The following is a 25,848-nucleotide window of genomic DNA, read 5'->3' on the forward strand; positions in this document are numbered from 1 at the left end:
CTTATGTGTCTGTCTAACTTTTAGAACGACACTCGTTAATCAATTTAATTTGCGCTAAAAAGAATAAATTTTTAAGTTGTTGGCATGAGTGGCTTAAGTGTTTAGGCTTGTCTATGATAAAATACTTCAAAATCGAAACAGAAAGGACTTAAAAGGTATGTTAGAAGCTTATCGTCAACATGTAGCCGAACGTGAAGCAGAGGGAATTCCACCTTTACCAATGGATGCGGAGCAAACGGCAAAACTGGTTGAACTGATTAAAAACCCGCCGGCTGGAGAAACAGATTTCGTTTTAGACTTATTTGTGAATCGAGTGCCACCTGGGGTCGATGAAGCATCCTATGTTAAGGCTAGCTTTTTAGCAGATGTGGCTGCTGAGAAAACAGCGGTGGATATGATTCCACCCGTTAAAGCGACTTTCTTGCTAGGTACTATGTTGGGCGGCTATAACGTCTTACCTTTAATTGAATTGCTGGATAGCGCTAATACGGCAGTTGCTGAAGAAGCCGTGAAAGCCTTATCAAAAACACTTTTGGTTTACGATGCTTATCATGATGTGGTCGAGAAATCGAAAACTAATGATTATGCCATGCAGGTTTTGAAAGCTTGGGCAGAAGCGGAATGGTTCTTATCTAAACCAAAAATGCCAGAACAAATTACGGTATCGGTTTTCAAAGTAGAAGGAGAAACCAATACGGATGATCTTTCGCCTGCCACGGCTGCCTGGTCTCGTCCAGATATTCCACTTCATGCAAAAGAGATGTTGAAATCTCGTATGGATGATGTTGATGGCACGATTGCAAGTTTAGAGGCAAAAGGGCACCCAGTGGCTTATGTGGGGGATGTTGTCGGAACAGGATCTTCACGTAAATCAGCCATGAACTCAGTCATGTGGTTTTTCGGGAATGATATTCCTTATGTGCCAAACAAACGCCAAGGTGGTGTGGTACTGGGCGGTAAAATTGCGCCGATTTTCTTTAACACTGCGGAAGACTCCGGTTCTTTACCGATTGAATGTGATGTGGAACAGCTCAATACAGGGGATGTGATTACGATTCATCCTTATGATGGCAAGATTACCAATGAAGCGGGAGAAACCATTTCAACGTTTGAATTGGCGCCAGATACGATGCCTGATGAAGTCAGAGCAGGCGGGCGTGTTCCATTGATTATCGGTCGTGGTTTAACGGACAAATCTCGCGAAGCATTGGGGTTAGAGCCTTCTGATGTCTTTATTCGCCCGACGGATAAGTCACAAGCGGATCATGGGTACACGCTGGCGCAGAAAATGGTTGGAAAAGCCTGTGGAATTGAAGGGGTTCGTCCCGGCATGTATTGTGAACCACGCATGACAACGGTCGGATCTCAGGATACAACAGGCGCAATGACGCGTGACGAAATGAAAGAGTTGGCCTGTTTAGGCTTTTCTGCAGATTTAGTGATGCAGTCTTTCTGTCATACAGCGGCATACCCAAAGCCGGTTGATATTAAATTACAACATTCTCTTCCTGACTTTATTACCAGTCGAGGTGGGGTTGCTTTACGTCCTGGGGATGGGGTTATCCATTCTTGGTTAAACCGTTTATTATTACCAGATACCGTCGGAACAGGTGGCGATTCTCATACCCGTTTCCCAATCGGGATATCTTTCCCAGCGGGGTCAGGCCTGGTCGCTTTTGGTGCCACCTTAGGGGTGATGCCATTGAATATGCCTGAGTCTGTTTTGGTTCGCTTTAAAGGGGAAATGCAGCCTGGTATTACTTTGCGTGATTTGGTGAATGCTATTCCTTATCAAGCCATTCAGGATGGACATTTAACGGTTGAGAAAAAAGGTAAGAAAAATATCTTTAATGGTCGTGTTCTTGAAATTGAAGGGCTTGATCATTTGAAAGCGGAACAGGCGTTTGAGTTATCAGATGCTTCCGCAGAACGTTCAGCCAATGGCTGTGTGGTGAAATTGGGTGAAGAACCTATTATCGAGTATTTGAAATCCAACATGGCGTTGATCGATTGGATGGTCGAAAACGGTTATCAGGATGCCAGAACATTATTACGTCGTCGTGATGAGATGCAAGCTTGGATTGATAACCCACAATTACTAGAATCGGATGCGGATGCGGACTATGCTGCTGTAATCGAGATCGACTTGAATACCATCAAAGAGCCTATTGTGGCATGTCCGAATGATCCCGATGATGTGAAACTGATGTCTGAAGTTCAAAACACCAAAATTGATGAAGTCTTCATTGGTTCTTGTATGACAAATATCGGTCATTATCGTGCGGCTGGGAAAGTACTGGAGCAAATGGGCAATGTGCCGACACGTCTTTGGATTGCGCCGCCAACCAAAATGGATGAGCGCCAATTGATCGAAGAAGGGTATTACAGTATTTACGGTAAAGTGGGTGCGCGTACTGAAATGCCTGGGTGCTCTTTGTGTATGGGGAACCAAGCGCGTGTAGCAGATGGCGCAACCGTTTTCTCTACTTCAACCCGTAACTTCCCGAACCGTTTAGGGAATGGAGCCAATGTTTATCTTGGGTCTGCTGAGCTGGCCGCGGTGTGTTCGGTGTTGGGGCGTATTCCAACGGTTCAGGAATATATGGATGCCGTAGCGATGCTGGATACCATGACGGGTGAAGTGTACCGTTATCTACAGTTTGATGAGATGGCTGACTATAAAGTCGAATCGCCTAAAAACTTATCAGATATTGGTGTTGCAGTCGCTTCCTAAATATTTAGTTAAGAAGTCTACAATGAACCGTTTGGTGACTCAGTTGCCAAGCGGTTTTTTTATGTCTGGTGTTATTTTAGAGTCAGCTAGCATGAGTATAAAAAATAGCCAGGCCTGGCTGATTTTAAGTAATGCAATTGAAGAGAGTTACAGTTTGTTTATGCTTGGTAGGGTGGATTGGCAGTGACGCGATTACGACCCTGTTCTTTTGAAATATACAACATTTCATCTCCGCGTTGCATCAAACTTTCTGCAGTATCATCTGGTCGTAAGTCTGAAACACCAAAACTTGATGTAATCTGAATATCAAAATCGGTCATTGTTTCAAGTTTGTGCCGGAGTCTTTCAGCAACTTTTTCGGCATTGTGTAGATCCGTATTAGGTAATAAAACAACAAATTCTTCACCGCCCCAGCGCGCAAAAATATCTTTATGAGTTAAGCCATCTTCAATATTTCGAGCAACTTTTTTAAGCACTTTATCCCCCACGAGATGACCGTAAGTATCGTTAATGTTTTTGAAATGGTCGATATCGAAGAAAATTAAACTGAGCGGCCATTGTTTTTTATTACTCCGCTTGATGTTTTCACTTAAGGCGCGCTTAAAAATACTTCTGTTTGTCAAACCGGTTAAGTTGTCGGTTCTGGCCATTTTATGCAACAAACGCCGCTGACGGATTTGATTGCGTATAAAAAAGAAGACCAATAAACTGATAATAAATAATAAAAGTTCATTAATCAGCATGTGCTGTAAAAAGTTTTCGGTAATCAGTTTGATTCCTGGCTCTTCTTGGTAGTTAACAATATACCCTACAGGTATTTTCTGGATGTTTTCCAACTGAAAGAAGTTTACTAGGTAGTAAGTTTGATCTACATTAATAATGAAGTAACAGCTGTTACACTCGCGATCAAGTTGTTTTAAGAATGTTTCTCGCAACGCTTGATTAATCTTCTGAATTTTCGGCTTAGGGATGGCATTAATGTGTGATTTCATACCTTCCACAGCTTTATCGACTAAAAAGTTATCTGAAATGGTTGATGGCACATAATTCTGCCGTTCGCTAGAAAAAACTTTTTGGTTGATTACGTCTTTTTTTAGTAATAATTTATAGAATTCTCTGTTGCTATGTGTCATCAGTTCGTAAATGGCATCGACAGAGAAGGATATTTCAACCGTTCCAACCAGTTCATCCTTATAAATAATAGGAAAGACATGACGGAAGCCATTGAAAATACGACCTTCCTCAAACCCTGAAATGGGCGCTTTTGTTTTATTCACTTGGGTGATGCTGTAACGGACGCTTGAAATATTGTCACCGTATTTTGCTGGACGATGAAACCTTAAAAAACTGATGCCGCCCGGAAGATGGAAGTGAAGTTGTCGGATATGTTCGAGTTGTAACAGTTGATAAATAGGGTGGAGCTTACGGTAAAGCTCAGCTCTGACTTCATCTTTGACTTGTGAATTGCCATGATAGGCTTTAGCCATTAATTGAAAAATGTCATCTTTGTAAATAGACGTTTGAAAAATGGTTTTTGCATGAATGTTAAGTGCTTTTTTACTGGCGCTGAAACTATTGATTTCATAGTGGCTGCTATAGTTAATAAGATGCTGTTTTTGGGTGTCGTAATTAGAAAAGCTTACCCAAAAACTCAAGCTACTTAAAAAGATAAACACACTGATTGCGACAAGGAAAGCGAGGCGCTTTGATGAAAAAGAACGCCACTTTATGAATCGGTTGTGTTTAAAAGAGGTTGGCATGCTGCAGTATTTCTTCCAAAAAGTCTGTTTACAGAGCATTATAGCATGCTCTGTAAAAGTTGAACTTTAGCTAAAATGAACCCTGTTGCTGTTTTATTTTAATGTGGTGAAATACATTGCAAGACGGGCAGAAGTTTCGGTGCTGATATCGCCCAACAATTGCTCCATGAATGTTTTATCTGCTTCATAGTTTCGGGTATTGGTTTGTTTGACGATTTCTCGCTTCACATAACCGATATCTCCTAAGCCATCAATCATGCCGTTTTGAACTGCCTCATCCCCCAGCCAAACAAGCCCAGTGTAAGTGTTTTTGTTTTCTTTGATTCGGTCACCACGTCCTTTACGAACCGCTTCAATAAACTGTTGATGTGTTCTTTCTAAAATACGTTCCTGGAAAAATTGACGCCCACTTTCATCTTTCTGACTGAATGGGTCGATAAACGCTTTGTGCTCACCTGCATGCATAGAGCGATTTTCAATGCCCATTTTTTCCATTAATCCCGTAACCCCAAAGGTGTCCATACGAACACCAATCGAACCAATAATCGAGCCTTTGTTGGCATAAATGTTATCGGCGGCAACTGCAATATAATAACAGCCCGACGCGCAGAGGTCTTCAACCACAACATAAACCGGTTTGTTATAAAGCGTTTTTAAACGAGTGATTTCATCATTAATCAAAGCCGATTGCACTGGGCTACCACCAGGTGAATTGGCTTTGATAATGACCGCTTGTGAGTTCGGGTTTTTAAAGGCACTGTTTAGTAATGGGTTCAGGGTTTCTGCACTGGTTCGACTGCCTGGCACAATAGGGCCTTCGAGTTTGACGACAGCAACATGTTTACTGCCTGTTAAAACATCTTCTTCAGAGGTAAACTGACTGGCAAGCATAATAAGGGTCACAATAATATAGAGAACCACTGAAAGCTTTAATAAGTTTGTCCAGCGACGACTCCATTTTTCTTGTTTCACAAATTTTTCCGCTGCGCCCGCTAAACGGTTTAAACCTTCATTTTGATCCTGATTATCCATTGACAATACCTTATAATACCCACATGATGAATAAAGCCTGTAAGACTCATACTAATTTAATAACGTCATTCTAACTCAAATGCCAAACCAATTCGAAACCCAATTTGATATTGATGCTTTTCTAAAGCATTTAACAGAACGACCTGGCGTCTATTTGATGTACGATGCAAACGGTCAGATTATTTATGTGGGTAAAGCTAAGAATTTAAAGCGCCGAGTGTCTAGTTATTTTAAAAAACGGCATGATGAGATTAAGACTGAGACGCTGGTTTCTCAAGTGGCTTCTATAGAAGTGACGGTGACAGATACGGAATCCGAGGCTTTAATTCTAGAAAATACATTAATTAAGCGTCATAAGCCTCGCTATAACATTCTGTTTCGGGATGATAAGTCTTATCCTTATATTTTTGTATCGACGGGAAAAAAATTCCCTTCTTTAAGTTATCATCGCGGCGCAAAACGCAAAGTGGGGCGTTATTTCGGACCTTTTCCAAATGCATCTGCCGTTCATCAAACCTTACACGCGTTACAAAAAATCTTCCCGGTTAGACAATGTGCGGAGAGTGTCTTTAATCATCGCTCACGCCCATGTTTGCAGTATCAGATAAAACGCTGTTCCGGCCCCTGTGTTGAAGGATTGGTGACTGAAGATGAATACAAAGAAGACGTGCAGCATACCATCGCGTTTTTGGAAGGCAAAAGTTTTGATGTGATTGAATCTCTTGGTCGAAAGATGCAACAATCGTCCGATGACTTTGAATTCGAAAAAGCAGCGCTTTACCGAGATAAAATCTCTGCTTTAAGAGCGATACAAAGCCAGCATTTAATTAATCAACCCGGGTCGAAAGATACCGATGTGGTTGCTTTGGCTGAAGAGGCGAACCAGGTTTGTGTGTCGATTATGATGTATCGTGGAGGCAACTTATGGGGAAGCCAAAACTATTTCCCAAAAATCGGTGGGCAGTCTATCAACCCGGGTGAAATATTAAGTGCGTTTATTACGCAACATTATATTGATCTTCCTATTCCACAAATGATTTTAGTGTCTGATGTTCTTGATGATCAGGTTTCGCTCGAAACTTGGCTATCAGAACAGAAAAAAGCCAAGGTTTCGATTCGAAAAGCAGTCAGTCAAACTCATAAAGGATTAATGAAGTTAGCGCTGACAAATGCGACGTCAGGATTGAAGCAACAGTTGACACAAAAAGCATCGCAAGCTGAGCGAGTTAAAGCGTTGCAAGAAGTGTTGGCATTGGCATCTGCGCCAAACCACATGGAATGTTTTGATATCAGCCATACACAAGGAAATCAAACGGTCGCTAGTTGTGTGGTGTTTACTGACGGAGTCCCTAACAGTAGTGCGTATCGAAAATTTAATATAGAGGGTATTCAACCCGGTGATGATTATGCCGCTATGCATCAAGCCATTACACGGCGTTATAGCCGAGTGAAAAAAGAAGAGTTGCCACTACCTGACCTTATTGTGATTGATGGTGGAAAAGGGCAGTTGAATAAAGCCATTGACGTGTTTAAAACACTTGAACTGGATAATCTTCCATTGGTTTCCGTCGCGAAAGGAGAAGGGCGAAAAGCCGGTCTGGAGATTTTATACACGCCTTTTAATGACGAGGGGATTGATTTAGAAGCGGATGATATTGCATTGCATTTATTGAATTATATTCGAGATGAAGCACACCGCTTTGCCATCACCAGTCACCGTAGCCGTCGCCAAAAAGCACAAACGCATTCAAGGTTGGAAGATATCCCTGGTGTAGGGGCAAAAACGCGCCACAAGTTATTAACCCATTTTGGTGGCTTAGCGGAAGTCAAAAATGCGGCTGTTTCTGAATTACAAAAAGTTCCGGGCATTAGCGATAGAATCGCACAAACGATTTATGATTTTTTTCATGGTGAAATCTGATTTTGGATTATTTTTCATTTATTCTCATTCTGCCAGAGCGGTATGGTAATATTTTTTAGTTTTTTAATGAGTTAACCAAAGACACAATCTATGACGTTACAATCCTTACCCATGATCATGACCTGGTCACGAGTCGCCTTAATTCCTGTTTTTTTAGTCTGTTATTACGCACCGATAGAAGATGCCCGGTTTTGGGCGGGGCTGGCGTTTATGGTTGCCGCTATTACAGATTGGTTTGATGGATATTTGGCCAGAAAACTGAATGTGAGTAGTAAGCTGGGTGCTTTTCTGGATCCTGTGGCAGATAAGCTCATTGTGGCGGCCGCTTTGATTGTGGTTTCTGTTGAGTATCAGAATATATGGGTGACCTTGTCTGCGATTGCCATTATGATGCGTGAAATCAGTATTTCAGCTTTAAGAGAATGGATGGCCGAAAACAACGCTCGAGATGTCGTCGCAGTTTCCAGTTTAGGAAAAATCAAAACAGCTTCACAATTGGCCGCTTTAACGTGGTTGCTGTATGGTGGGGAATTATGGGGCATTAATTGGGAAGCTTTAGGTTTCCCGATGCTTTATTTTTCTGCAGTGTTAACGGTTATTACATGGTATCAGTATGGGCGTGCTGCCTTACCGGTGATGCTTGATACCGTTGCGGATGAAACAAAAAAGTCTCAATAATCAGCTGGTTAGAAAAGAACCCATTCAGGCTGTTATTTTTTTGTCATTTTTTGATTAAAAAAGCTTGTAATTTTTCGGCAACCCCCTATAATACGGCCTCATTACGAAATGCGGGAATAGCTCAGCGGTAGAGCACAACCTTGCCAAGGTTGGGGTCGCGAGTTCGATCCTCGTTTCCCGCTCCAGATTAGGCGGAATGGCAGAGTGGCTATGCAGCGGATTGCAAATCCGTGGACCTCGGTTCGACTCCGGGTTCCGCCTCCATTATGGTTTTGGGTTTTCGTATTGCATTTTCTCTGTTGGCGAACAGATTCTATGCCCAGGTGGCGAAATTGGTAGACGCAAGGGACTTAAAATCCCTCGGTGGCAACACCGTGCCGGTTCGATTCCGGCCCTGGGCACCATTATTTTTCAGATATAATTCCTTATATCGTTCTTTCTTATTTTTAATTCTTTTGGTTTCACACTACTTATTTTAAATAAAGCTATTCATTTCTATCATGACGTAGATTGCGTTCAATACTTTTCTAGAGAAACGCGTTTAATTATTGAGTTAATTTCCTTTGGTTAGTTTTCGAAAAATAATTTTATTTAAATAAAATGTAAAATAGTTACACCTATATTAACTCTGGTAACGGGTGTTCTCTGGATTTGTCAATTAGTATTCAGGCAAACACCTTAATGCTGTCTAACGGCATGAATTTGAATATTGTGCATGAGTGTAATGGTTTAACGCCTTTTTTACTCTATTTTGCAGCGGTTCTTTCTTACCCGACAGTATGGAAAGAAAAATTCATTTGGTCACTACTGGTGTACATTGTATTATTGATTGTCAATGTCATACGAATGTTGTTGATTACATTGGTGGTCTTAGATCAGCCAGATTTGTTTCATTTTGCTCATCATTGGGTAGGGCGATACGCCGTTGGTTTGTTAACGTTAGGGCTGTTTTTCTTGTTTACCTATTTTGTGCCTGTTCAGCAAACATTAAAGGATAATTAATACTGCTTATTCAGTATAATCAATGAAGATATATAATTATTATTAACGTTAAAAGGCAATAGTCAATATGACTCAAAAGAGTAGTAAGTTAAAACATTCTTTCAAATCCTATCGTATTTGGTTAGTGTTTTTAACACTCTTTTTAATGGTGCCGTTGTTTGCAATTACGGTGATTGCCAATCATAGCCCTAAAATGCAACAACAAGCTTTAAATAATTTATTGGGCGTTGCTGAATTGAAGTCCTATCAGATTAGTAATTGGCTTAAGGAGCAAGAAAATGTTGCTAAAGTCGTTTCTAATAATAAAGTGCTGTTGCAGTATACGCAAAACATACTACTTAATCGCCAAGTAGCAGAACAAAAGAACAATATCGCTGAACTATTTAATGCAGTGCAAGAGTTCTATGGTTACCACTCGATTTCATTAATTAAACCTGATGCGTCACTTCTTTTAAATGTCGGCGAATCACATGATTTGTCTAGTTCTAAAATCTTGAAACTTATTCGCCAAAGTACTCAGAGTCAGTCTATTGTCAAAGGCAATGTAACGTTTGAGTCAGAGAGTACTTCCCATTTAGACATTGTCGTGCCCTTATTTAATCCAACTTCTAAAAAGAAAGAAGTGATGGCGCTGGTTTTATTTCACCTTGATCCAAACCGTTTTATTTTTCCTTACCTAAAGCGTTGGCCAACATCCAGTAAAACAAGTGAAACTTTAATGGTTTTACAAAAAGGAAGCCGCGTTCAGTTTTTGTCTCCACTTCGCCATTACGTCAGTGACAGTCATTCTACTAATGTAGAACGATCAATGGATGAAAAGGAATTACCTGCTGTTGTTGCGCTTGAAAGACTTCAACCAGGGACAGTGGTGGGATATGATTATCGTGGTGTAAAAGTTTTAGCAGCATATTCTCCAGTAGAAAATACGAACTGGATGGTTGTCTCAAAAGTGGATTTTTCTGAGGCAACTCAATCTTTGAAAGATTTGGTTTTTTGGATCGTTTTAGTTTCCTTTTTTTCCTTGTTTTTAATTGGCATTGCATTTTTAATTGTTCTAAAAAAACAGCGACACTTGCAAACACTGGAAAGATACACTCAAAAAACAGAAGCTGAAAAAGTGCTACAAAAGTTTTATGAACTCCCTTTTATTGGAATGGCGATTTTGGATGCACAGCATAAAAAATGGATTCGTTTTAATCGCCGTCTTCCAAAAATTTTAGGATATTCCCAACAAGATTTAGCTGAAAGAACTTTTAATGAGGTTATCCATCCCAAAGATTTAAATGACATTACTTCACAATTAGCAGAGGTTGAAGCAGGACAAAACCAGGGCTTTACAACAGAGGTTAACTTAGTAAATGCCGATGGCAATATTGTCTTTGCTACGATTAATGTTAAGTGTGTACGCCATGCCGACAAAACGGTGCAATTCTACCTGATGACAGTGCAAGATGTAACCGAGTTGAAGCACTTGGCAGAGGTAACCCTCGAACATCAGAACCAGTTGAATACGTTGGTGCATACTATTCCAGACTTGGTTTGGCTAAAAGATATTGAAGGTGTTTATTTAAGTTGTAACCACAGTTTTGAAAAGTTTTTTGGTGCAAGCGAGGCCGAAATCATAGGCAAAACGGACTATGACTTTGTCGATAAAGAATTGGCTGATTTTTTTAGAGAAAATGATAATAGGGCAATGTCAGCTAATAAGCCTACAGAAAATGAAGAATGGTTAACGTTTTCTGACAATGGTTATCGGGGGTTATTTTCAACGATTAAGACACCGACAAAAGATAATCAAGGACAAGTTATCGGGGTTTTAGGGGTTGCAAGAGATATTACTAAACGTAAAGAATCTGAATCCCGATTAGAGCGATTAACACAACTCTACTCGGCCATGAACCAAGCCAATGAGGCCATTATTCGTAGCACGGATCAATTCACTTTATTTTCAAAAGTATGTGAGATTGCCGTTCGTCAAGGCGGAATGAAGATGGCTTGGATTGGCATAATTGATAAAAATACAGATCTTGTTCAACCCGTTGCCCGTTTCGGTAAAAACTCAGAATACCTTGAGGGGATCGAAATCTCAATAAAAGAAACCACTGATGCAGGTCAAGGCCCAACAGGTTGGGCTATTCGTCACAATGAGCCTTATTGGTGTCAAGATTTTCAAGCGGATCCTCATACAAAACCATGGCGCCAGAAAGCCGAACAGTTTGGTTGGCGGTCTTCAGCCTCTGTTCCGTTGCATCAGGATTCACAAGTGATTGGAACGCTTAATTTATACAGTGATACGAAAAACGCATTTGATGAACCTGTACAAAATTTACTGTTAGAGATGGCGGTTGATATCAGTTTTGCGCTGAATGATTTTGCCCATAAAAAAGAGCGTAATGATATTGAAGCTTCTCGCCAAGAAGCTCTGAGCCGATTACAAAAACTAGCAGATCGATTACCTGGTGTGATTTATCAGTTCCGTTTAACCGCTGATGGTAAATTTTCTTTTCCTTTTGCCAGTGATGCGCTATATGATATTTTTCATGTTAGGCCAGAAGATGTTGCTGAAGATGCTACTAAGGCTTTTGAGGTGGTTCATCCTGACGATTTAAAAGATTTGTGGAAATCCATTCTGGACTCTGCTGAACAGTTGGTGCCTTGGTATCATGAATATAGAGTGCGTTTTGATGACGGTGAAATTCGCTGGTTATCCGGTAACGCGATGCCTGAAAAAGAATTGGATGGTTCTGTTTTATGGCATGGTTTCATCGCTGATATTAGTCAACATAAAGAAACCGAAGCACAAGTCGAGTTGGCCTCAAAGGTGTTTGAACAAAGCCGAGAGGGGATTATGATAACGGATCCTAACCAGAAGATTTTGATGGTTAATGAAACCTTTTCTGAAATTAGTGGTTACAGTGTAGAAGAAACAATCGGTAAAAAACCTAAAATGCTATCTTCTGGCCGACACTCAAAAGAGTTTTACCAAAAAATGTGGCAATCCATTAGAAAAAAAGGACATTGGCAAGGGGAGATTTGGAATCGTCGAAAAAATGGTGAAATTTTTCCTGAATGGCTCTCTATTAGTTGTGGGCAAGATGCTTCGGGTAATGTAACTGAATATGTTGGAATCTTTAATGACATCTCTAAAATCAAAGAATCCGAAGCAAAAATTAAACATCTTGCTCATTACGATCCACTTACGGGCTTAGTGAACAGAGAGCTGCTTATGGATCGGTTAAAGCACAGTATCAGTGCTGCTGAGAGAAGTGATGCACCGTTAGCATTGTTGTTTATTGATTTGGATCACTTCAAAAATGTGAATGATACGCTGGGACATCAGGTTGGAGACCAGCTATTAGTTGAGGTTGGACAGCGTATATTAAAAATATTACGAGAGGAAGACACGATTGCCCGCCAAGGAGGGGATGAGTTTATTGTTGTTTTACCCGATACGGGAGAGTCTGGAGCAGTTCATGTTGCTAAAAAAATATTAGAATCGATATCTGATGAACTTAACTTAAGCCCTTATAAGCTCTTTATCACCCCCTCTATAGGGATTGCTATTTATCCTCAAGACGGAGCAGATGCGGACACGCTATTGAAAAATGCTGACACGGCTATGTATCAGGCTAAAAATGACGGGCGAAATGTCTATCGTTTCTTTACCCTTGAAATGCAAGCCCATTCTTCTCGGATCATGCAGATTGAAACGGCTTTGCGTACAGCATTATTTAAGCAAGAGTTCGAGTTGCACTATCAACCTCAAATCTGTGCGACATCAAGCAAAATTATTGGTGTTGAGGCGCTGATTCGTTGGCATCACCCTGAAATGGGGTGGGTTTCACCGCAGGAGTTTATTCCAGTAGCAGAACAAAGTGGACAAGTTTTGGCGATAGGAGAATGGGTGTTACGCACCGCAATCAGACAAATAAAAATCTGGTCTGAACAGAATAAGCCATTTTTTAGGGTTGCCGTTAACCTATCTGCCGTCCAGTTTAGTTTTGAAGATCTCCCAAAGCAAATAATGGACATTTTAAGTAAAGAAGGTGTTTCATCAGAGCACTTGGAGCTGGAACTGACTGAAAGTGTCGCAATGGCAAATCCTGAAGCTGCAATTGAAATGATCGACAAGCTGGTCGAGAAAGGTATCAAAATGTCCATTGATGACTTTGGAACGGGGTATTCTTCATTAAGTTACCTAAAACGTTTTAAAGCATCAAAACTAAAGATAGATCAATCATTTATTCGTGATCTTTCGAAAGACTCAGACGATCGATCCATTGTGGAAGCCATTATTAGTTTATCAAAAACATTAGGTATGAAAACGATTGCTGAAGGGGTTGAAACCAAGGAACAGCTGCATTTCTTACAAGAAAAACAGTGTGATGAAATTCAAGGTTTTTATTATAGTAAAGCATTAACTGCTGAAGAGTTTGATGTGTTTTATAAAAAATACCATCCAAAAGAGCAATGAAGCTCTTATGACTTTTCAGTTTTGTTGGATTTAATGAAAGGGACATTAGATGGCCGTTGCCAATAACCCTATAAAAGTTATGCTGGTTGATGATGATTCAGCCCGTGCGGCTTTATTATCTCAAGCATTGCAAGACCATGGATATGAGGTCGTTGCTCGGGTAGAGCCTGGACCAAGTCTTTTATCCAAAGTGGCTAAAATCTTGCCAGATATGATTGTGATTGATACCGACTCACCTGATCGAGATATTTTGGAGAGTATGTCGTTATTAAATGAGCATAATCCGATGCCTGTCGTGATGTTTTCCGATGTAGAAGATGAATCGGTTATTCAAGAAGCCATTCGTTCAGGGGTCAGCGGATATATTGCAAAAGGGGTTGACCAGCAGCGGGTGAAATCGATTATGAATGTTGCAATTGCTCGTTTTAGAGAGTATCAGGCGCTAAAGAATGAATTAAAGCAAACTAAAGATGAACTGGAAAGCAAAAAGTTAATTGATCAGGCGAAACATTTATTGATGTCTCAAAAGGGGGTGCCTGAACAAGAGGCATATAAAGCGATGCGGAAAATGTCGATGGACCGTAACATTCGAATGGCAGACGTTGCTGAAAATATCATTAGTGTGCTGGAATGGTGAGAAATAAATGAAAAATGTAAATATTGGATTTATCCCTTTAACGGACAGTGCGCCGCTAATTATTGCGAAAGAAGAAGGTTTTTTTGAGAAACAAGGGTTAAATGTTTCTTTACAAAAAGAAGTCTCTTGGTCAAATGTTCGAGATAAATTAATTTTTGGTGAAGTTGATGCCGCGCATATGCTTGCACCGATGTTAATGGCGACGACATTAGGTATTGGTGGATTGAAAAAACATTTGGTTACTGGGTATTCATTTGGTTTGAATGGGAACGCGATTGGCGTCTCGAATGCGCTTTTTGATGAAATGAAACAATATGACACTAATGTATTATTAAACCCAAAGGGGAGTGCGCAGGTTTTGAAGAAAATCATTCAAGCGCGTTCAACCAATCAGGAAGAGCCGCTTAGGTTTGCAGTGGTGTTTCCATTTTCCATGCATCATTATCTTTTAAGGCATTGGTTAAAAAGTGCAGGCGTAGAGGCTGATCGTGAAGTACAAATAGTGGTTGTTCCGCCATCAAGTGTCGTTAAGGCATTGGAAGAAAAGTTAATTGATGGCTACTGTGTCGGAGAACCATGGAGTACGCACGCTGTCAAATGTGAAAAGGGAGTCACTTTAATTACAGGGTATGAAATTTGGAATAATGCGCCCGAAAAAGTACTCGGCGTTACCAAACAATGGGCAGATGAAAATAAAACAACTCATCAAAAATTAATCTTAGCCTTGTATCAAGCGAGCGAATGGATTGACCAAGTTGGTCATAAAGAACAACTTATAAAGTATCTGGCACAACCGGAGTATGTCGGAGCACCTGAAGCCTCTTTGCGCAATTCAATTGATGGAGAAATTTATCATCCTGATGCTCAATTCTGTCGCAAAGTTCCCAACTTTTCAGTACCGTTTAAATATTTGGCTAATTTTCCATGGCAATCACATGCCCAGTGGATTTTGCGGCAAATGAAGTCAGCTCAGCAGATTAAAGGTGATATTGATATACAAAAGACTGCTGCAACAATCTATTTAACCGATTTATACCGAGAAGCCTTAGTCACTGAAGGCGTAACCTTGCCAACGGCCAACAGCAAAGAGGAAGGTGTCCATGCTCAACCATGGTTTATGGAAGGCGTGGAACTAGGTGAGGATTGCTTTATTTAGGTGCAGTGTTGAACTAGTAAGGTTCATTTATTTGTGATTTTGAGTTCTCTATTTTAATTTTTTTTATTTAACTGGTTGTTAGTTAAGGGTTTATTTATTTTGGCATAAATATCGTTATATCTCTTTTAAATTTTGGAAAGAGTATAGACGCTCATAGACAATTTTCTCGTGCGAGAAGGTTGTCTGTGGGCGTTTTTTTTTGCTTTTAAAAAACTTCAACGATGAAAATGATTTAAAAGTTTTAGTTGAATGACAAAGTATTAAACCGAAAAGGATGAAATTATGACATACGAACAAACGGGTCGACGCTCATTCATTAAAAAGACAACACAGGCGATTGCTTCTGTAATAGCTTTCTCATCAGCAAGTGTTTATGCATTGGGTTATCCAGAAAAAGAGGATTTAAAATTCGGGTTTATCAAGTTAACGGATATGGCGCCTTTAGCGATCGCTTATGAAAAGCGTTTTTTTGAAGATGAAGGGCTTTATGTTCAATTAGAGGCACAGGCTAATTGGAAAGTATTATTGGACAGAGTCATTGATGGCCAACTAGATGGGGCACATATGTTAGCCGGGCAACCTATTGCGGCAACCATAGGCTATGGCACCAAAGCAAATGTGATTACGCCTATTTCGATGGATTTAAATGGTAATGCAATCACTGTTTCCAATAAAACCTGGGAGGCGATGAAATCCAATGTTGAAATGGCAAATGGTAAGCCTAAGCATCCAATCAGTGCATCGGCATTAAAGCCTGTTGTGGAATCTTATAAAAATGCCGGTAAAGCTTTCAAGATGGGAATGGTTTTTCCTGTCTCAACCCATAATTATGAATTGCGTTATTGGTTAGCCGCAGGCGGGCTGAAACCTGGCTATTACGCACCGCATAAAGGCGATACTGCTGGAACGTTCAATGCTGATGTATTGTTGTCTGTGACCCCTCCTCCTCAAATGCCTTCCACGATGGAAGCCGGAACGATTGAAGGGTATTGTGTCGGAGAGCCTTGGAATCAGCAAGCGGTTTTCAAAGGAATCGGTGTGCCGGTTATTTCAGACAACTCCATTCAAACAAACAATCCGGAGAAAGTATTCGGCCTTCGAGAAGATTTTTATGAGCAATATCCCAACACGACGATTCGCATTGTAAAGGCCATGATTCGAGCTGCAAAATGGTTAGACGAGAAGAATAACAAAAATCGTCCGGAAGCCGTCAAAATCCTATCCAAATCAAGTTATGTAGGGGCGGATTATAAAGTCATTGCCAACTCAATGACAGGTACGTTTGAGTATGAAAAAGGGGATAAGCGTTCCGAGCCAGATTTCAATGTCTTCTTCCGTTATAACGCCACCTACCCTTATTATTCCGATGCCATTTGGTATATGACGCAAATGCGTCGTTGGGGGCAAATTTCAGAATATAAGCCGGATACTTGGTACCAAGATATGGCTAAAAAAGTCTATCGTCCAGATATCTATAAAAAAGCGGTTGAGGCCTTAATTGAAGACGGTGTGATGAAAAAATCTGATTTTGATGACGCTGTGTTCACAACAGACGGCTATAGAGGCGTTCAAGATGACTTTATGGATGGCATTCCTTATGACGGGTCTAAACCCAATGCTTACATCGACAGCCTTAAGATTGGATTGAAAGGCAAAGAAAAACTGTAAATTAACGTATAGGCAGGTTCTCTGGAGCCTGCTTTTAAGAAACAAAGGTAAGTTCTATGAATCCTTTAAAGTGGTCACTTGTTGAACCTTTTTACAAACTGATGATTGGTGAAGATCGTAAAGGCCAGCTTAATAACATCATAAAAATGATTGGATTACCAATCGCAGGCCTGGTGATTTTTTTATTCATTTGGCAAGGCGCCGCCTCCCATATTCATACTTCTTTGGGACAATTCCCAGGCCCCGTGCAAACCTATGAGCAATTTATTTCATTGCAGGAAGAAGCGGAAGCGACGGCTATCAAAGAAGAAAAATTCTATGAGCGTCAAGCGGAACGTAATGCGGAGCGAATGGAAAAAGATCCGGGCTATGTGCCAACCGTTCGTGATTACACAGGACCACCAACGTTCTTTGAACAGATTGGACGGAGTTTAGTGACGGTGATGAGTGGGTTTATTTTGGCTTCCATTATTGCGATTCCAATTGGAATTGTCATCGGGTTAAGCGCCAATGCGTATGCAGCGGTAAATCCCCTTATTCAAATATTTAAACCTGTTTCGCCGTTGGCCTGGTTGCCCTTGGTGACGATGGTGGTTTCTGCCGTTTATGTGACGGACGACCCGACGTTTGATAAAGCTTTTCTAAACTCGATGTTTACCGTCTTATTATGCTGTTTATGGCCCACAATTATCAATACAGCCGCTGGCGTGGCGACGGTTACACAAGATTTAAAAAATGTGAGTCAGGTTTTACGCCTGAGCTGGTGGACCCATGTTCGAAAAATTGTTCTACCGTGTTCTATTCCAATGATGTTTACCGGTTTAAGAATTTCGTTAGGAATTGCATGGATGGTGTTGATTGCTGCTGAAATGCTGGCTCAAAACCCAGGCCTGGGTAAATTTGTGTGGGATGAATTTCAAAATGGGAGTTCCAATTCGTTAGGCCGAATTATGGTTGCCGTCATTATGATCGGGATTGTTGGGTTTATTTTAGATCGAGGCATGCTGGTTTTACAAAAAGCCGTGTCTTGGGATAAATCGATCACATTACGATAAACAGGGGTAGGAGAAAAAGATGTCAGAGACTCATTTGGAATTAACGAATGTCGGAATTGAATTTCCAACCCCTAAAGGGCCATTTAGAGCTTTAGAAAAAGTAAATTTAAAAATACAGCAAGGAGAATTCATTTCCCTTATCGGACATTCAGGGTGTGGTAAATCAACCGTATTAAATATCGTTGCGGGATTATATCAAGCGACCGAAGGCGGGGTGTTGCTGGATGGAAGAGAGGTTAACGAACCCGGCCCTGAAAGAGCGGTTGTTTTTCAAAACCATTCCTTATTGCCTTGGTTAACGGCTTATGAAAATGTGGCGTTAGCGGTTGATCAAGTGTTTAAAAAAAGCAAAACCGCGTCCGAGAAAAAAGAATGGATTGAACATAACTTAAAGCTGGTTCACATGGACCATGCGATGCACAAACGACCAGACGAGATTTCAGGTGGAATGAAGCAGCGTGTGGGCATTGCCCGAGCATTGGCGATGCAACCTAAGATCATGTTAATGGATGAACCTTTTGGGGCTCTGGATGCATTAACCAGAGCACATTTGCAAGATTCATTGATGGAGATTCAGAAAGACTTAAACAATACCGTGATTATGATTACACACGATGTGGATGAGGCGGTTTTACTGTCGGATCGCATTGTGATGATGACCAACGGACCAGCAGCGAGTATTGGTGAAATATTAAAGGTTGATTTACCGCAGCCAAGAGATCGATTGGCGTTAGCGGATGATCCAACTTACAACCACTATCGTTCAGAAGTATTGCGCTTTTTATATGAAAAGCAACGCAAGGTGAACCATTAAGGAACGGGTGATTTTATGAAACCGAAACTCATTTTAGTCGGCACAGGAATGGCAGGAACACGTTTTCTTGAACATTTGCTAGAAGAAGCTCCGAACAGCTATGAAATTGAGGTGTTCAATAAAGAGCCAGTTGGTGGTTATAACCGCATTATGTTATCTCCGGTATTGGCGGGTGAAAAAACAATTCCAGACATTATGACTCATGATGAAGCCTGGTTTGAGGAACGGAGAATACGTTTACATACCGGCAAGATGGTTTCCGCAATTGATTCAGTGGGACAAGTTCTCACCACCTTTTGTGGCGAGACGTATTTTTACGACAAATTGGTTATCGCAACAGGTTCTAACCCTTTTAAATTAGAGATACCAGGTGCTGATTTACCGGGCGTTGTCACGTTTAGAGATATTCGTGATGTCGAAAACATGCTGTCGGTTTCTCAGAATCACAATAAAGCCGTTGTCATTGGTGGGGGGCTATTAGGGTTGGAAGCCGCCCATGGCTTAATAAAAAGAGGGATGGACGTCACCGTTATCCATCGAAGTGAGGTTCTGATGAATATGCAGATGGATAAAGAATCCAGTCAATTGCTAAAGAGTCATCTTGAGCAAGAATCGAACGGTGTCTCTGGGATGAAGTTCCATCTGGGTGTCAATACAACCGAGATTTTAGGGCAACATCAGGTTGAAAGTATTCGGTTAGACGATGGGTCAGAAATTGCAACCGACCTGGTCGTGATGTCGATTGGCATTCGTCCCAACACACAATTAGCCAAACAAGCCAATTTGGATGTCAATCGAGGTATTTTGGTAAATGACTTCCTTGAGACCTCGGCTGGCAATATTTATGCCTTAGGTGAATGCAATGAACACCGTGGCCAAACGTATGGCTTAGTCGCCCCTTTGTATGAGCAAGCCAAAATATTGGCGAAAAGATTAGCTGGGCAATCCGTGTCTTATACAGGTTCTATTACCTCTACGATGCTAAAAGTTACAGGAGTGAACCTGTTTTCTGCCGGTGAGTTTAAAGGGGAAAACGGAGCGGATGTGATTGTTTTTAGAGATCTGGCAAAAAATATTTATCGAAAAATTGTATTAAAAAACAATCAGGTCATTGGGGCGCTTTTATTTGGTGATACCACCGGTGCCAATTGGTTATTTGAATTGTTACGACAAAAACAAAATATTTCGCCGATGCGAGATACGTTGGTTTTTGGTCCGGGTTATTGAAGCTGACAGTCAGGAATTAGAGATTAGGAGCAGGAAATGAAACAGCGTATTGTTGTCATTGGTAATGGCATGGTGGGGCACAGTTTTCTCGAAAAACTTATCGCCAGCGAGGGGTTTGAAAACTTTGAGGTAACGGTTTTTGGAGAGGAACCTCGCAAAGCATACGATCGTGTGTATTTATCTTCTTATTTTTCAGGCAAAACGGCTGAAGATTTGAGTTTGGTGAAACCGGGACTCTATGAGGAAAATGGCATTCAACTGTATTTGAAAGATAAAGTCATCGAGATTGATCGTACTCAAAAAACGATTACGTCAGAATCCGGCCAGAAAATTTCCTATGACAAGTTGATTCTAGCAACAGGCTCCTATCCTTTTGTACCCCCTATTACAGGGAATGATCGTGAGGGTTGTTTGGTTTATCGAACGATAGAAGATTTGGAAGCCATCAAGGCTGCAGCCACTAATGGCAAAACCGGTGTGGTTGTCGGTGGTGGGTTATTGGGCTTAGAAGCCGCTAAAGCGCTGAAAGATCTTGGTTTGGATACACATGTAGTCGAATTTGCGCCAAGGTTAATGCCCGCCCAATTGGATGAAGGAGGCGCGGGATTACTGAAAAGAAAAATTGAAAATCTGGGCGTACATGTCCATGTTTCAAAAGCGACGCAAGAGATTACAGAAGGTGAAAACTGTCTTAATAAAATGGTCTTTTCTGATGGTGAGTCCTTGGAAACCGATATTGTTTTATTTTCAGCCGGTATACGTCCACGTGATGATTTAGCAAAACAAGTCAAATTAGCGGTGGGTCCTCGTGGTGGTGTTGAAATCAATGATCAATGCCTGACATCGGATCCTAACATTTATGCCATCGGTGAATGCGCGTTACACAACGGTATGATCTATGGACTGGTTGCGCCCGGTTATGCCATGGCGCAATCGGTGGTCGATCAACTGAACTTAACGCCTGCCCATTTTGAAGGTGCGGATATGAGCACCAAATTAAAGTTAATGGGGGTTGATGTTGGTTCCATTGGAGACCCACACGGTAACGACGAGAGTGCCTTGTCCTATGTCTATGAAAATGGTCCGGAAGAGGTCTACAAAAAAATCGTCGTTTCGTCAGATGGCCAAACATTATTAGGTGCTGTCTTGGTCGGTGATGCAGAGGATTTCAGTAACCTTTTGCAAATCATGTTGAATGACATAACGCTACCTGAACACCCGGATTCGTTAATTCTTCCTAATCGAGATGGTAGTGGCAGTGACTTATTCGGCCCTGATGCACTGCCGGAAACCGCTCAACTTTGTTCGTGTTATGACGTGTCAAAAGGTGACATTATTCAAGCTGTTGAAGCAGGGTGTTGCACGGTTTCAGACGTAAAAGCATCCACACAAGCGGGTACCGGCTGTGGTGGGTGTGTTCAACTAGTGACCAATGTTTTAAACAATGAGCTTGAAAAGCGCGGTGTGGAAGTTAATACCGACCTTTGCGAACACTTCAGTCATACCCGTCAAGAACTGTTTCATATCTGTCAGGTGGAAGGCATTAACACCTTCGAAGATCTTATCCAAAAGCATGGTCGTGGACACGGTTGCGATATTTGCAAACAAACCACAGGCAATATTTTTGCCTCTTTATGGAATAGTTATGCCTTGGAACCCGACAAAATTCCACTGCAGGATACCAACGATAATTATTTGGGAAACATGCAGAAAGATGGAACTTATTCGGTGATTCCTCGAGTCCCTGGAGGCGAGATAACGCCTCAAAAATTAATCGTTCTAGGCCTGATAGCGACTAAATATAAACTGTATACAAAGGTTAATGGTGGACAAAGAATTGTGCTGTTTGGGGCACAGATGAATGACCTTCCTGCGATTTGGAAAGAGTTGATTGATGCTGGGTTTGAGTCAGGTCAAGCTTACGCTAAAGCACTCAGAACGGTTAAATCATGTGTAGGATCAACCTGGTGTCGCTACGGTTTAGATGATTCTGTGACCATGGCGATTGACATGGAAAATCGTTATAAGGGGCTTCGTTCACCCCATAAAATCAAAATGGGGGTATCGGGGTGTACGCGTGAGTGTGCCGAAGCACAGGCAAAAGACATTGGGTTGATTTCAACGGAAGAAGGTTGGAATTTATATGTATGCGGTAACGGGGGAATGAAGCCTCGTCATGCCGATTTGTTTGCAACAAAACTGACTCAGGAAGAAGTCTTCCGTTATGTTGATCGGTTATTGATGTTTTATATCAAAACGGCGGATCGTCTGCAAAGAACGGCCAGTTGGATGGATAACCTAGAAGGTGGATTACCTTATTTGCAAGAGGTCGTGATTCAAGATTCATTAGGCATTGGCGAGTCTCTGGAAGCACAAATGAAGGGTTTGCGTGAAACCTATGAGTGTGACTGGAAACGAGCTATTGTAAGCCCATCCTTTACGAAAAGATTCCGCTCTTTTGTCAATGTGGATGACAAGGCCGAGCAGTTGTTTGTTCAGGAACGAGGGCAAATTCGGCCGGCCACCGAGCAGGATAAGTTGGATGGAATTGCGGTTCAAGTTAAAGAAATCGCTTAATGCCGTTGTTATGCATAAAAGCAGCCAGGCCTGGCTGTTTTTGAAGCCTTATGGAGAAGGATAAAGACATGAGTGAGTTTAAAAAAGTTTGTCAACTGTCTGATTTAGTAAGTAATTCCGGTGTCGCGGCATTGATAGAAGCTCAGCAGGTTGCGTTGTTTTATGTTGAAAATGAAGTCTTTGCTTTAAGTAATTATGATCCGATTGGTCAGGCCAATGTGATGTCCCGTGGGATGGTGGGTGATATAAAAGGAGAATTGATGGTGGCTTCCCCTTTGCAAAAACAACATTACAGCTTAAAGACAGGGGTTTGTTTGGACGATGAGGCCATTTCTATCCCTACATTTGAAACAAAGATTGAAAATCAATCTGTCTGGGTAAAGCTATAAATGAATCGTCCTGTGTTTTTAAGTCCTGAAGATATCGAAACAACCTGCCCTTATTGTGGCGTGGGGTGTGGGATGACGATTTCTTCTAAAACGACACCCGTCGAGAGTGACTCGTTCGAAGTAAAGGTAAAAGGTTCGCCATCACACCGGGCAAATTATGGCAAATTATGTGTTAAGGGATCGTCAGCAGGTGAAACAGTAGACTTTACTGGACGAATGTTACACCCACAGATAGATGGCAACATCGTCGATTGGGAAACCGCACTGAATGATGTTGCTAAGACATTTCAAAATACCATCTCAGAATACGGTGCCGATTCCGTCGCCTTTTATGTCTCAGGTCAGTTCTTAACGGAAGATTACTACGTTGCCAATAAATTGATTAAGGGCTTCATGGGAACCGCGAACATCGATACCAACTCCCGTTTATGTATGGCCTCGGCGGTTGTCGGTTACAAACGAGCGTTTGGCTCCGATACAGTGCCTTGTTGTTATGAAGATTTAGAGCACGCCGATTTGATTACGTTGGTGGGATCCAATACGGCCTGGGCGCACCCCATTATTTATCAAAGAATTGTGGCGGCTAAAAAGCAAAACCCGAAACTGAAAATTGTGGTGGTTGACCCGCGAAGAACCGCAACGTGTGATATTGCAGACCTTCACCTAGCCATTAAGCCGGGCATGGATGCCGCCTTATTCAATGGTTTATTGGCGTACCTTAATCAGCAGAAAGCACTTGACTTGGATTATATTCAAAAACATACCGAAGGGTTTGAAAGCGCATTGCAAAAAGCAAATGAGCTACAAGGCAATGTATCGGATTTGGCGACACAATGTGATCTTAATGAAACGGATTTACAACAGTGGTTATATTGGGCGGTTCACACTCCAAAGATGGTGACAATGTACTCGCAAGGTATTAATCAATCATCTTCTGGAGTAGACAAGTCAAACGCGATTATTAACTGTCATTTAGCCACTGGCCGAATCGGGAAAGAAGGTATGGGGCCGTTTTCGATTACCGGACAACCGAATGCGATGGGAGGGCGCGAAGTTGGCGGTTTGGCGAACCAACTTGCGGCGCATATGGATTTTAGTGATCCTGAGAGTATCGATCGAGTAGCACGTTTCTGGCAAGCCGAAAACATGGCACAACAAAACGGTTTAAAAGCGGTCGATTTATTCCACGCTGTGGGTGAGGGCAAAATTAAAGCTATTTGGATTATGAACACCAATCCGGTTGTGTCGATGCCGGATGCGGATAAAGTAAAACGCGCTTTAGAAAAATGTGACTATGTTGTGGTGCAAGATTGTATGCAAGATACCGATACGACCCGAATGGCTAATGTGCTGCTTCCTGCTACGACATGGGGAGAAACCGATGGCGCCGTTACCAATTCCGATCGAACCATTTCGATTCAAAGGCAATTTATGCAAGGACCGGAAAATGCCCGACCGGATTGGTGGATCTTGTCTGAAGTGGCCAAAAAAATGGGATGGATAGACGCCTTTAATTATGACTCCGCAGTGGATATTTTTAGAGAACATGCACAGTTATCCGGATTTGAAAATAATGGTTCGCGTGATTTTGATATTTCAGCATTTGCAAACATTACTAAACAAGAGTATGCCGACTTCAAACCGATTCAATGGCCTGTGAATGCCTCTGCGCGGAATGGAACACATCGTATGTTTTCAGAGGGTCGTTTTTTTACGCCGTCCAAAAAGGCGCAATTTATTGCCATCACCCCTTATTCTCCCTTGAGTCAGCAAACAGAAGACAAGCCTTATGTATTGAATACCGGTCGTGTTCGAGATCAATGGCATACGATGACACGCACGGCTAAAACAGCTAAGTTAATGGCGCATAAAAATGAACCGTATATTACGCTTCATCCCGATGATGCCAGCCTGCATCAGTTATCAGAAGGCGATTTGGTTAGGGTCTCAAATGAACTTGGACAATTGATCGGGCGCGTTGACATCAGTAGTTCACAGCGTCGGGGTGAAATTTTTGTACCCATTCATTGGACCAGTCAGTATGCCAGCCATGGCCGGGTTGACAGTCTGATTCAGGCTAATGTTGATCCGCTTTCCGGGCAACCAGAATCAAAACATGCTACCGCTAAAATTGAGCGTTACTCAGCTCAGTGGCAAGGGTTTATTTTAAGCCGAACGGCGATTAACCCTGAATTGTTTGACGATGATTATTGGGTAAAGATTACAGGTAAACAGTTTTATCGGTATGAAATTGCCAGCGAGAGAGCACTGAAAAATTCCCAGGCCTGGGCAAAAATCATACTGTCTTCCTCAGAAGATACTGAGTGGATTGAATATGATGACACCTCTTGTAAGCAATACCGTGCAGCCTTAATCAAGAACGATCAACTTCATAAAGTATTTTTTATGGCTGCGGATCATAAAATGCCCAGCCGAGATTGGTTGGGACAGTTATTTTCAGCCACGGAACTTTCTCCTATAGAACGTCGCAGTTTATTGGCCGGCAAGGCGAGTGGCGTGAAGGATCCGGGGCGAATGATTTGTTCTTGTTTTGGTGTCGGGATTAATACCATTATTGAAGCGATTGAAGCAAAGGATTTAGTCAGTGTGGACGCCATCGGCCAAGCACTTAAAGCGGGAACAAACTGTGGTAGTTGTGTTCCGGAGTTAACAGAAATTTTAGCAGTTGAACTGAACTCAGATATTTCTGAGAAAACAGGGTGA

17 protein-coding genes and 3 tRNA genes are annotated in these 25,848 nt (G+C 41.6%); 18 read left to right on the forward strand and 2 right to left on the reverse strand.

Annotation, left to right across the window (positions count from 1 at the left end; translation table 11 throughout):
* The first annotated feature begins 157 nt into the window (after window positions 1–157).
* The gene (gene acnB / locus P8629_RS10505) at window positions 158–2,734 is read left to right on the forward strand and encodes a bifunctional aconitate hydratase 2/2-methylisocitrate dehydratase (protein ID WP_278166091.1); all 2,577 of its coding nucleotides are present in this window, start codon (window positions 158–160) and stop codon (window positions 2,732–2,734) included.
* 22 nt (window positions 2,735–2,756) lie between these two features.
* Window positions 2,757–2,921: a hypothetical protein gene (locus tag P8629_RS10510; RefSeq protein ID WP_278166092.1), complete on the forward strand. Its 165-nt coding sequence runs from the start codon at window positions 2,757–2,759 to the stop codon at window positions 2,919–2,921.
* Here P8629_RS10510 and P8629_RS10515 read toward each other — a convergent pair.
* Both P8629_RS10515 and P8629_RS10520 read right to left on the reverse strand, forming a co-directional pair.
* Window positions 2,893–4,494: a sensor domain-containing diguanylate cyclase gene (locus P8629_RS10515; protein ID WP_278166093.1), complete on the reverse strand. Its 1,602-nt coding sequence runs from the start codon at window positions 4,492–4,494 to the stop codon at window positions 2,893–2,895. The genes P8629_RS10510 and P8629_RS10515 overlap by 29 nt on opposite strands.
* A 93-nt stretch (window positions 4,495–4,587) precedes the next feature.
* On the reverse strand, window positions 4,588–5,526 hold the full coding sequence (locus P8629_RS10520) for a S49 family peptidase (RefSeq protein WP_278166094.1): 939 nt from the start codon (window positions 5,524–5,526) through the stop codon (window positions 4,588–4,590).
* 79 nt (window positions 5,527–5,605) lie between these two features.
* Between P8629_RS10520 and uvrC the strand changes: the two genes are divergently transcribed.
* The 16 genes from uvrC to P8629_RS10600 all read left to right on the forward strand — a co-directional run bounded on the left by uvrC (window position 5,606) and on the right by P8629_RS10600 (window position 25,848).
* On the forward strand, window positions 5,606–7,447 hold the full coding sequence (gene uvrC, locus P8629_RS10525; RefSeq protein ID WP_278166095.1) for an excinuclease ABC subunit UvrC: 1,842 nt from the start codon (window positions 5,606–5,608) through the stop codon (window positions 7,445–7,447).
* A gap of 90 nt (window positions 7,448–7,537) precedes the next feature.
* Complete coding sequence (pgsA, locus tag P8629_RS10530; protein WP_278166096.1) at window positions 7,538–8,125, forward strand: CDP-diacylglycerol--glycerol-3-phosphate 3-phosphatidyltransferase; 588 nt, start codon at window positions 7,538–7,540, stop codon at window positions 8,123–8,125.
* Between the two features lie 110 nt (window positions 8,126–8,235).
* Window positions 8,236–8,310: transfer RNA gene (locus tag P8629_RS10535), tRNA-Gly, on the forward strand.
* Window positions 8,311–8,315: 5 nt separating this feature from the next.
* Window positions 8,316–8,389: transfer RNA gene (locus tag P8629_RS10540), tRNA-Cys, on the forward strand.
* Window positions 8,390–8,442: 53 nt separating this feature from the next.
* Window positions 8,443–8,529 (forward strand) — tRNA-Leu (locus P8629_RS10545).
* 247 nt (window positions 8,530–8,776) lie between these two features.
* Complete coding sequence (locus P8629_RS10550; RefSeq protein WP_278166097.1) at window positions 8,777–9,127, forward strand: exosortase/archaeosortase family protein; 351 nt, start codon at window positions 8,777–8,779, stop codon at window positions 9,125–9,127.
* 67 nt (window positions 9,128–9,194) lie between these two features.
* Window positions 9,195–13,601 (forward strand): bifunctional diguanylate cyclase/phosphodiesterase, encoded by a 4,407-nt coding sequence (locus tag P8629_RS10555; RefSeq protein ID WP_278166098.1) that lies wholly within the window; start codon window positions 9,195–9,197, stop codon window positions 13,599–13,601.
* A gap of 49 nt (window positions 13,602–13,650) precedes the next feature.
* On the forward strand, window positions 13,651–14,238 hold the full coding sequence (locus P8629_RS10560) for an ANTAR domain-containing response regulator (RefSeq protein WP_278166099.1): 588 nt from the start codon (window positions 13,651–13,653) through the stop codon (window positions 14,236–14,238).
* Window positions 14,239–14,245: 7 nt separating this feature from the next.
* Complete coding sequence (locus P8629_RS10565; RefSeq protein ID WP_278166100.1) at window positions 14,246–15,394, forward strand: CmpA/NrtA family ABC transporter substrate-binding protein; 1,149 nt, start codon at window positions 14,246–14,248, stop codon at window positions 15,392–15,394.
* A gap of 282 nt (window positions 15,395–15,676) precedes the next feature.
* Window positions 15,677–17,062 carry a CmpA/NrtA family ABC transporter substrate-binding protein gene (locus tag P8629_RS10570; RefSeq protein WP_278166101.1) on the forward strand — a complete coding sequence of 462 codons (1,386 nt, stop codon included), beginning with the start codon at window positions 15,677–15,679 and terminating at the stop codon, window positions 17,060–17,062.
* A gap of 56 nt (window positions 17,063–17,118) precedes the next feature.
* Window positions 17,119–18,117: an ABC transporter permease gene (locus P8629_RS10575; RefSeq protein WP_278166102.1), complete on the forward strand. Its 999-nt coding sequence runs from the start codon at window positions 17,119–17,121 to the stop codon at window positions 18,115–18,117.
* A 19-nt stretch (window positions 18,118–18,136) separates the two neighbouring features.
* Complete coding sequence (locus P8629_RS10580; protein WP_278166103.1) at window positions 18,137–18,931, forward strand: ABC transporter ATP-binding protein; 795 nt, start codon at window positions 18,137–18,139, stop codon at window positions 18,929–18,931.
* A 15-nt stretch (window positions 18,932–18,946) separates the two neighbouring features.
* A complete protein-coding gene (locus P8629_RS10585) occupies window positions 18,947–20,158 on the forward strand; it encodes an NAD(P)/FAD-dependent oxidoreductase (RefSeq protein ID WP_278166104.1) in 1,212 nt (403 codons plus the stop codon).
* A gap of 36 nt (window positions 20,159–20,194) precedes the next feature.
* On the forward strand, window positions 20,195–22,735 hold the full coding sequence (gene nirB / locus P8629_RS10590) for a nitrite reductase large subunit NirB (RefSeq protein ID WP_278166105.1): 2,541 nt from the start codon (window positions 20,195–20,197) through the stop codon (window positions 22,733–22,735).
* Between the two features lie 68 nt (window positions 22,736–22,803).
* Window positions 22,804–23,124 carry a nitrite reductase small subunit NirD gene (nirD, locus tag P8629_RS10595; protein ID WP_278166106.1) on the forward strand — a complete coding sequence of 107 codons (321 nt, stop codon included), beginning with the start codon at window positions 22,804–22,806 and terminating at the stop codon, window positions 23,122–23,124.
* Window positions 23,125–25,848 carry a nitrate reductase gene (locus P8629_RS10600; protein ID WP_278166107.1) on the forward strand — a complete coding sequence of 908 codons (2,724 nt, stop codon included), beginning with the start codon at window positions 23,125–23,127 and terminating at the stop codon, window positions 25,846–25,848.

This window comes from Hydrogenovibrio sp. 3SP14C1 (assembly GCF_029625905.1).
GTDB lineage: Bacteria > Pseudomonadota > Gammaproteobacteria > Thiomicrospirales > Thiomicrospiraceae > Hydrogenovibrio.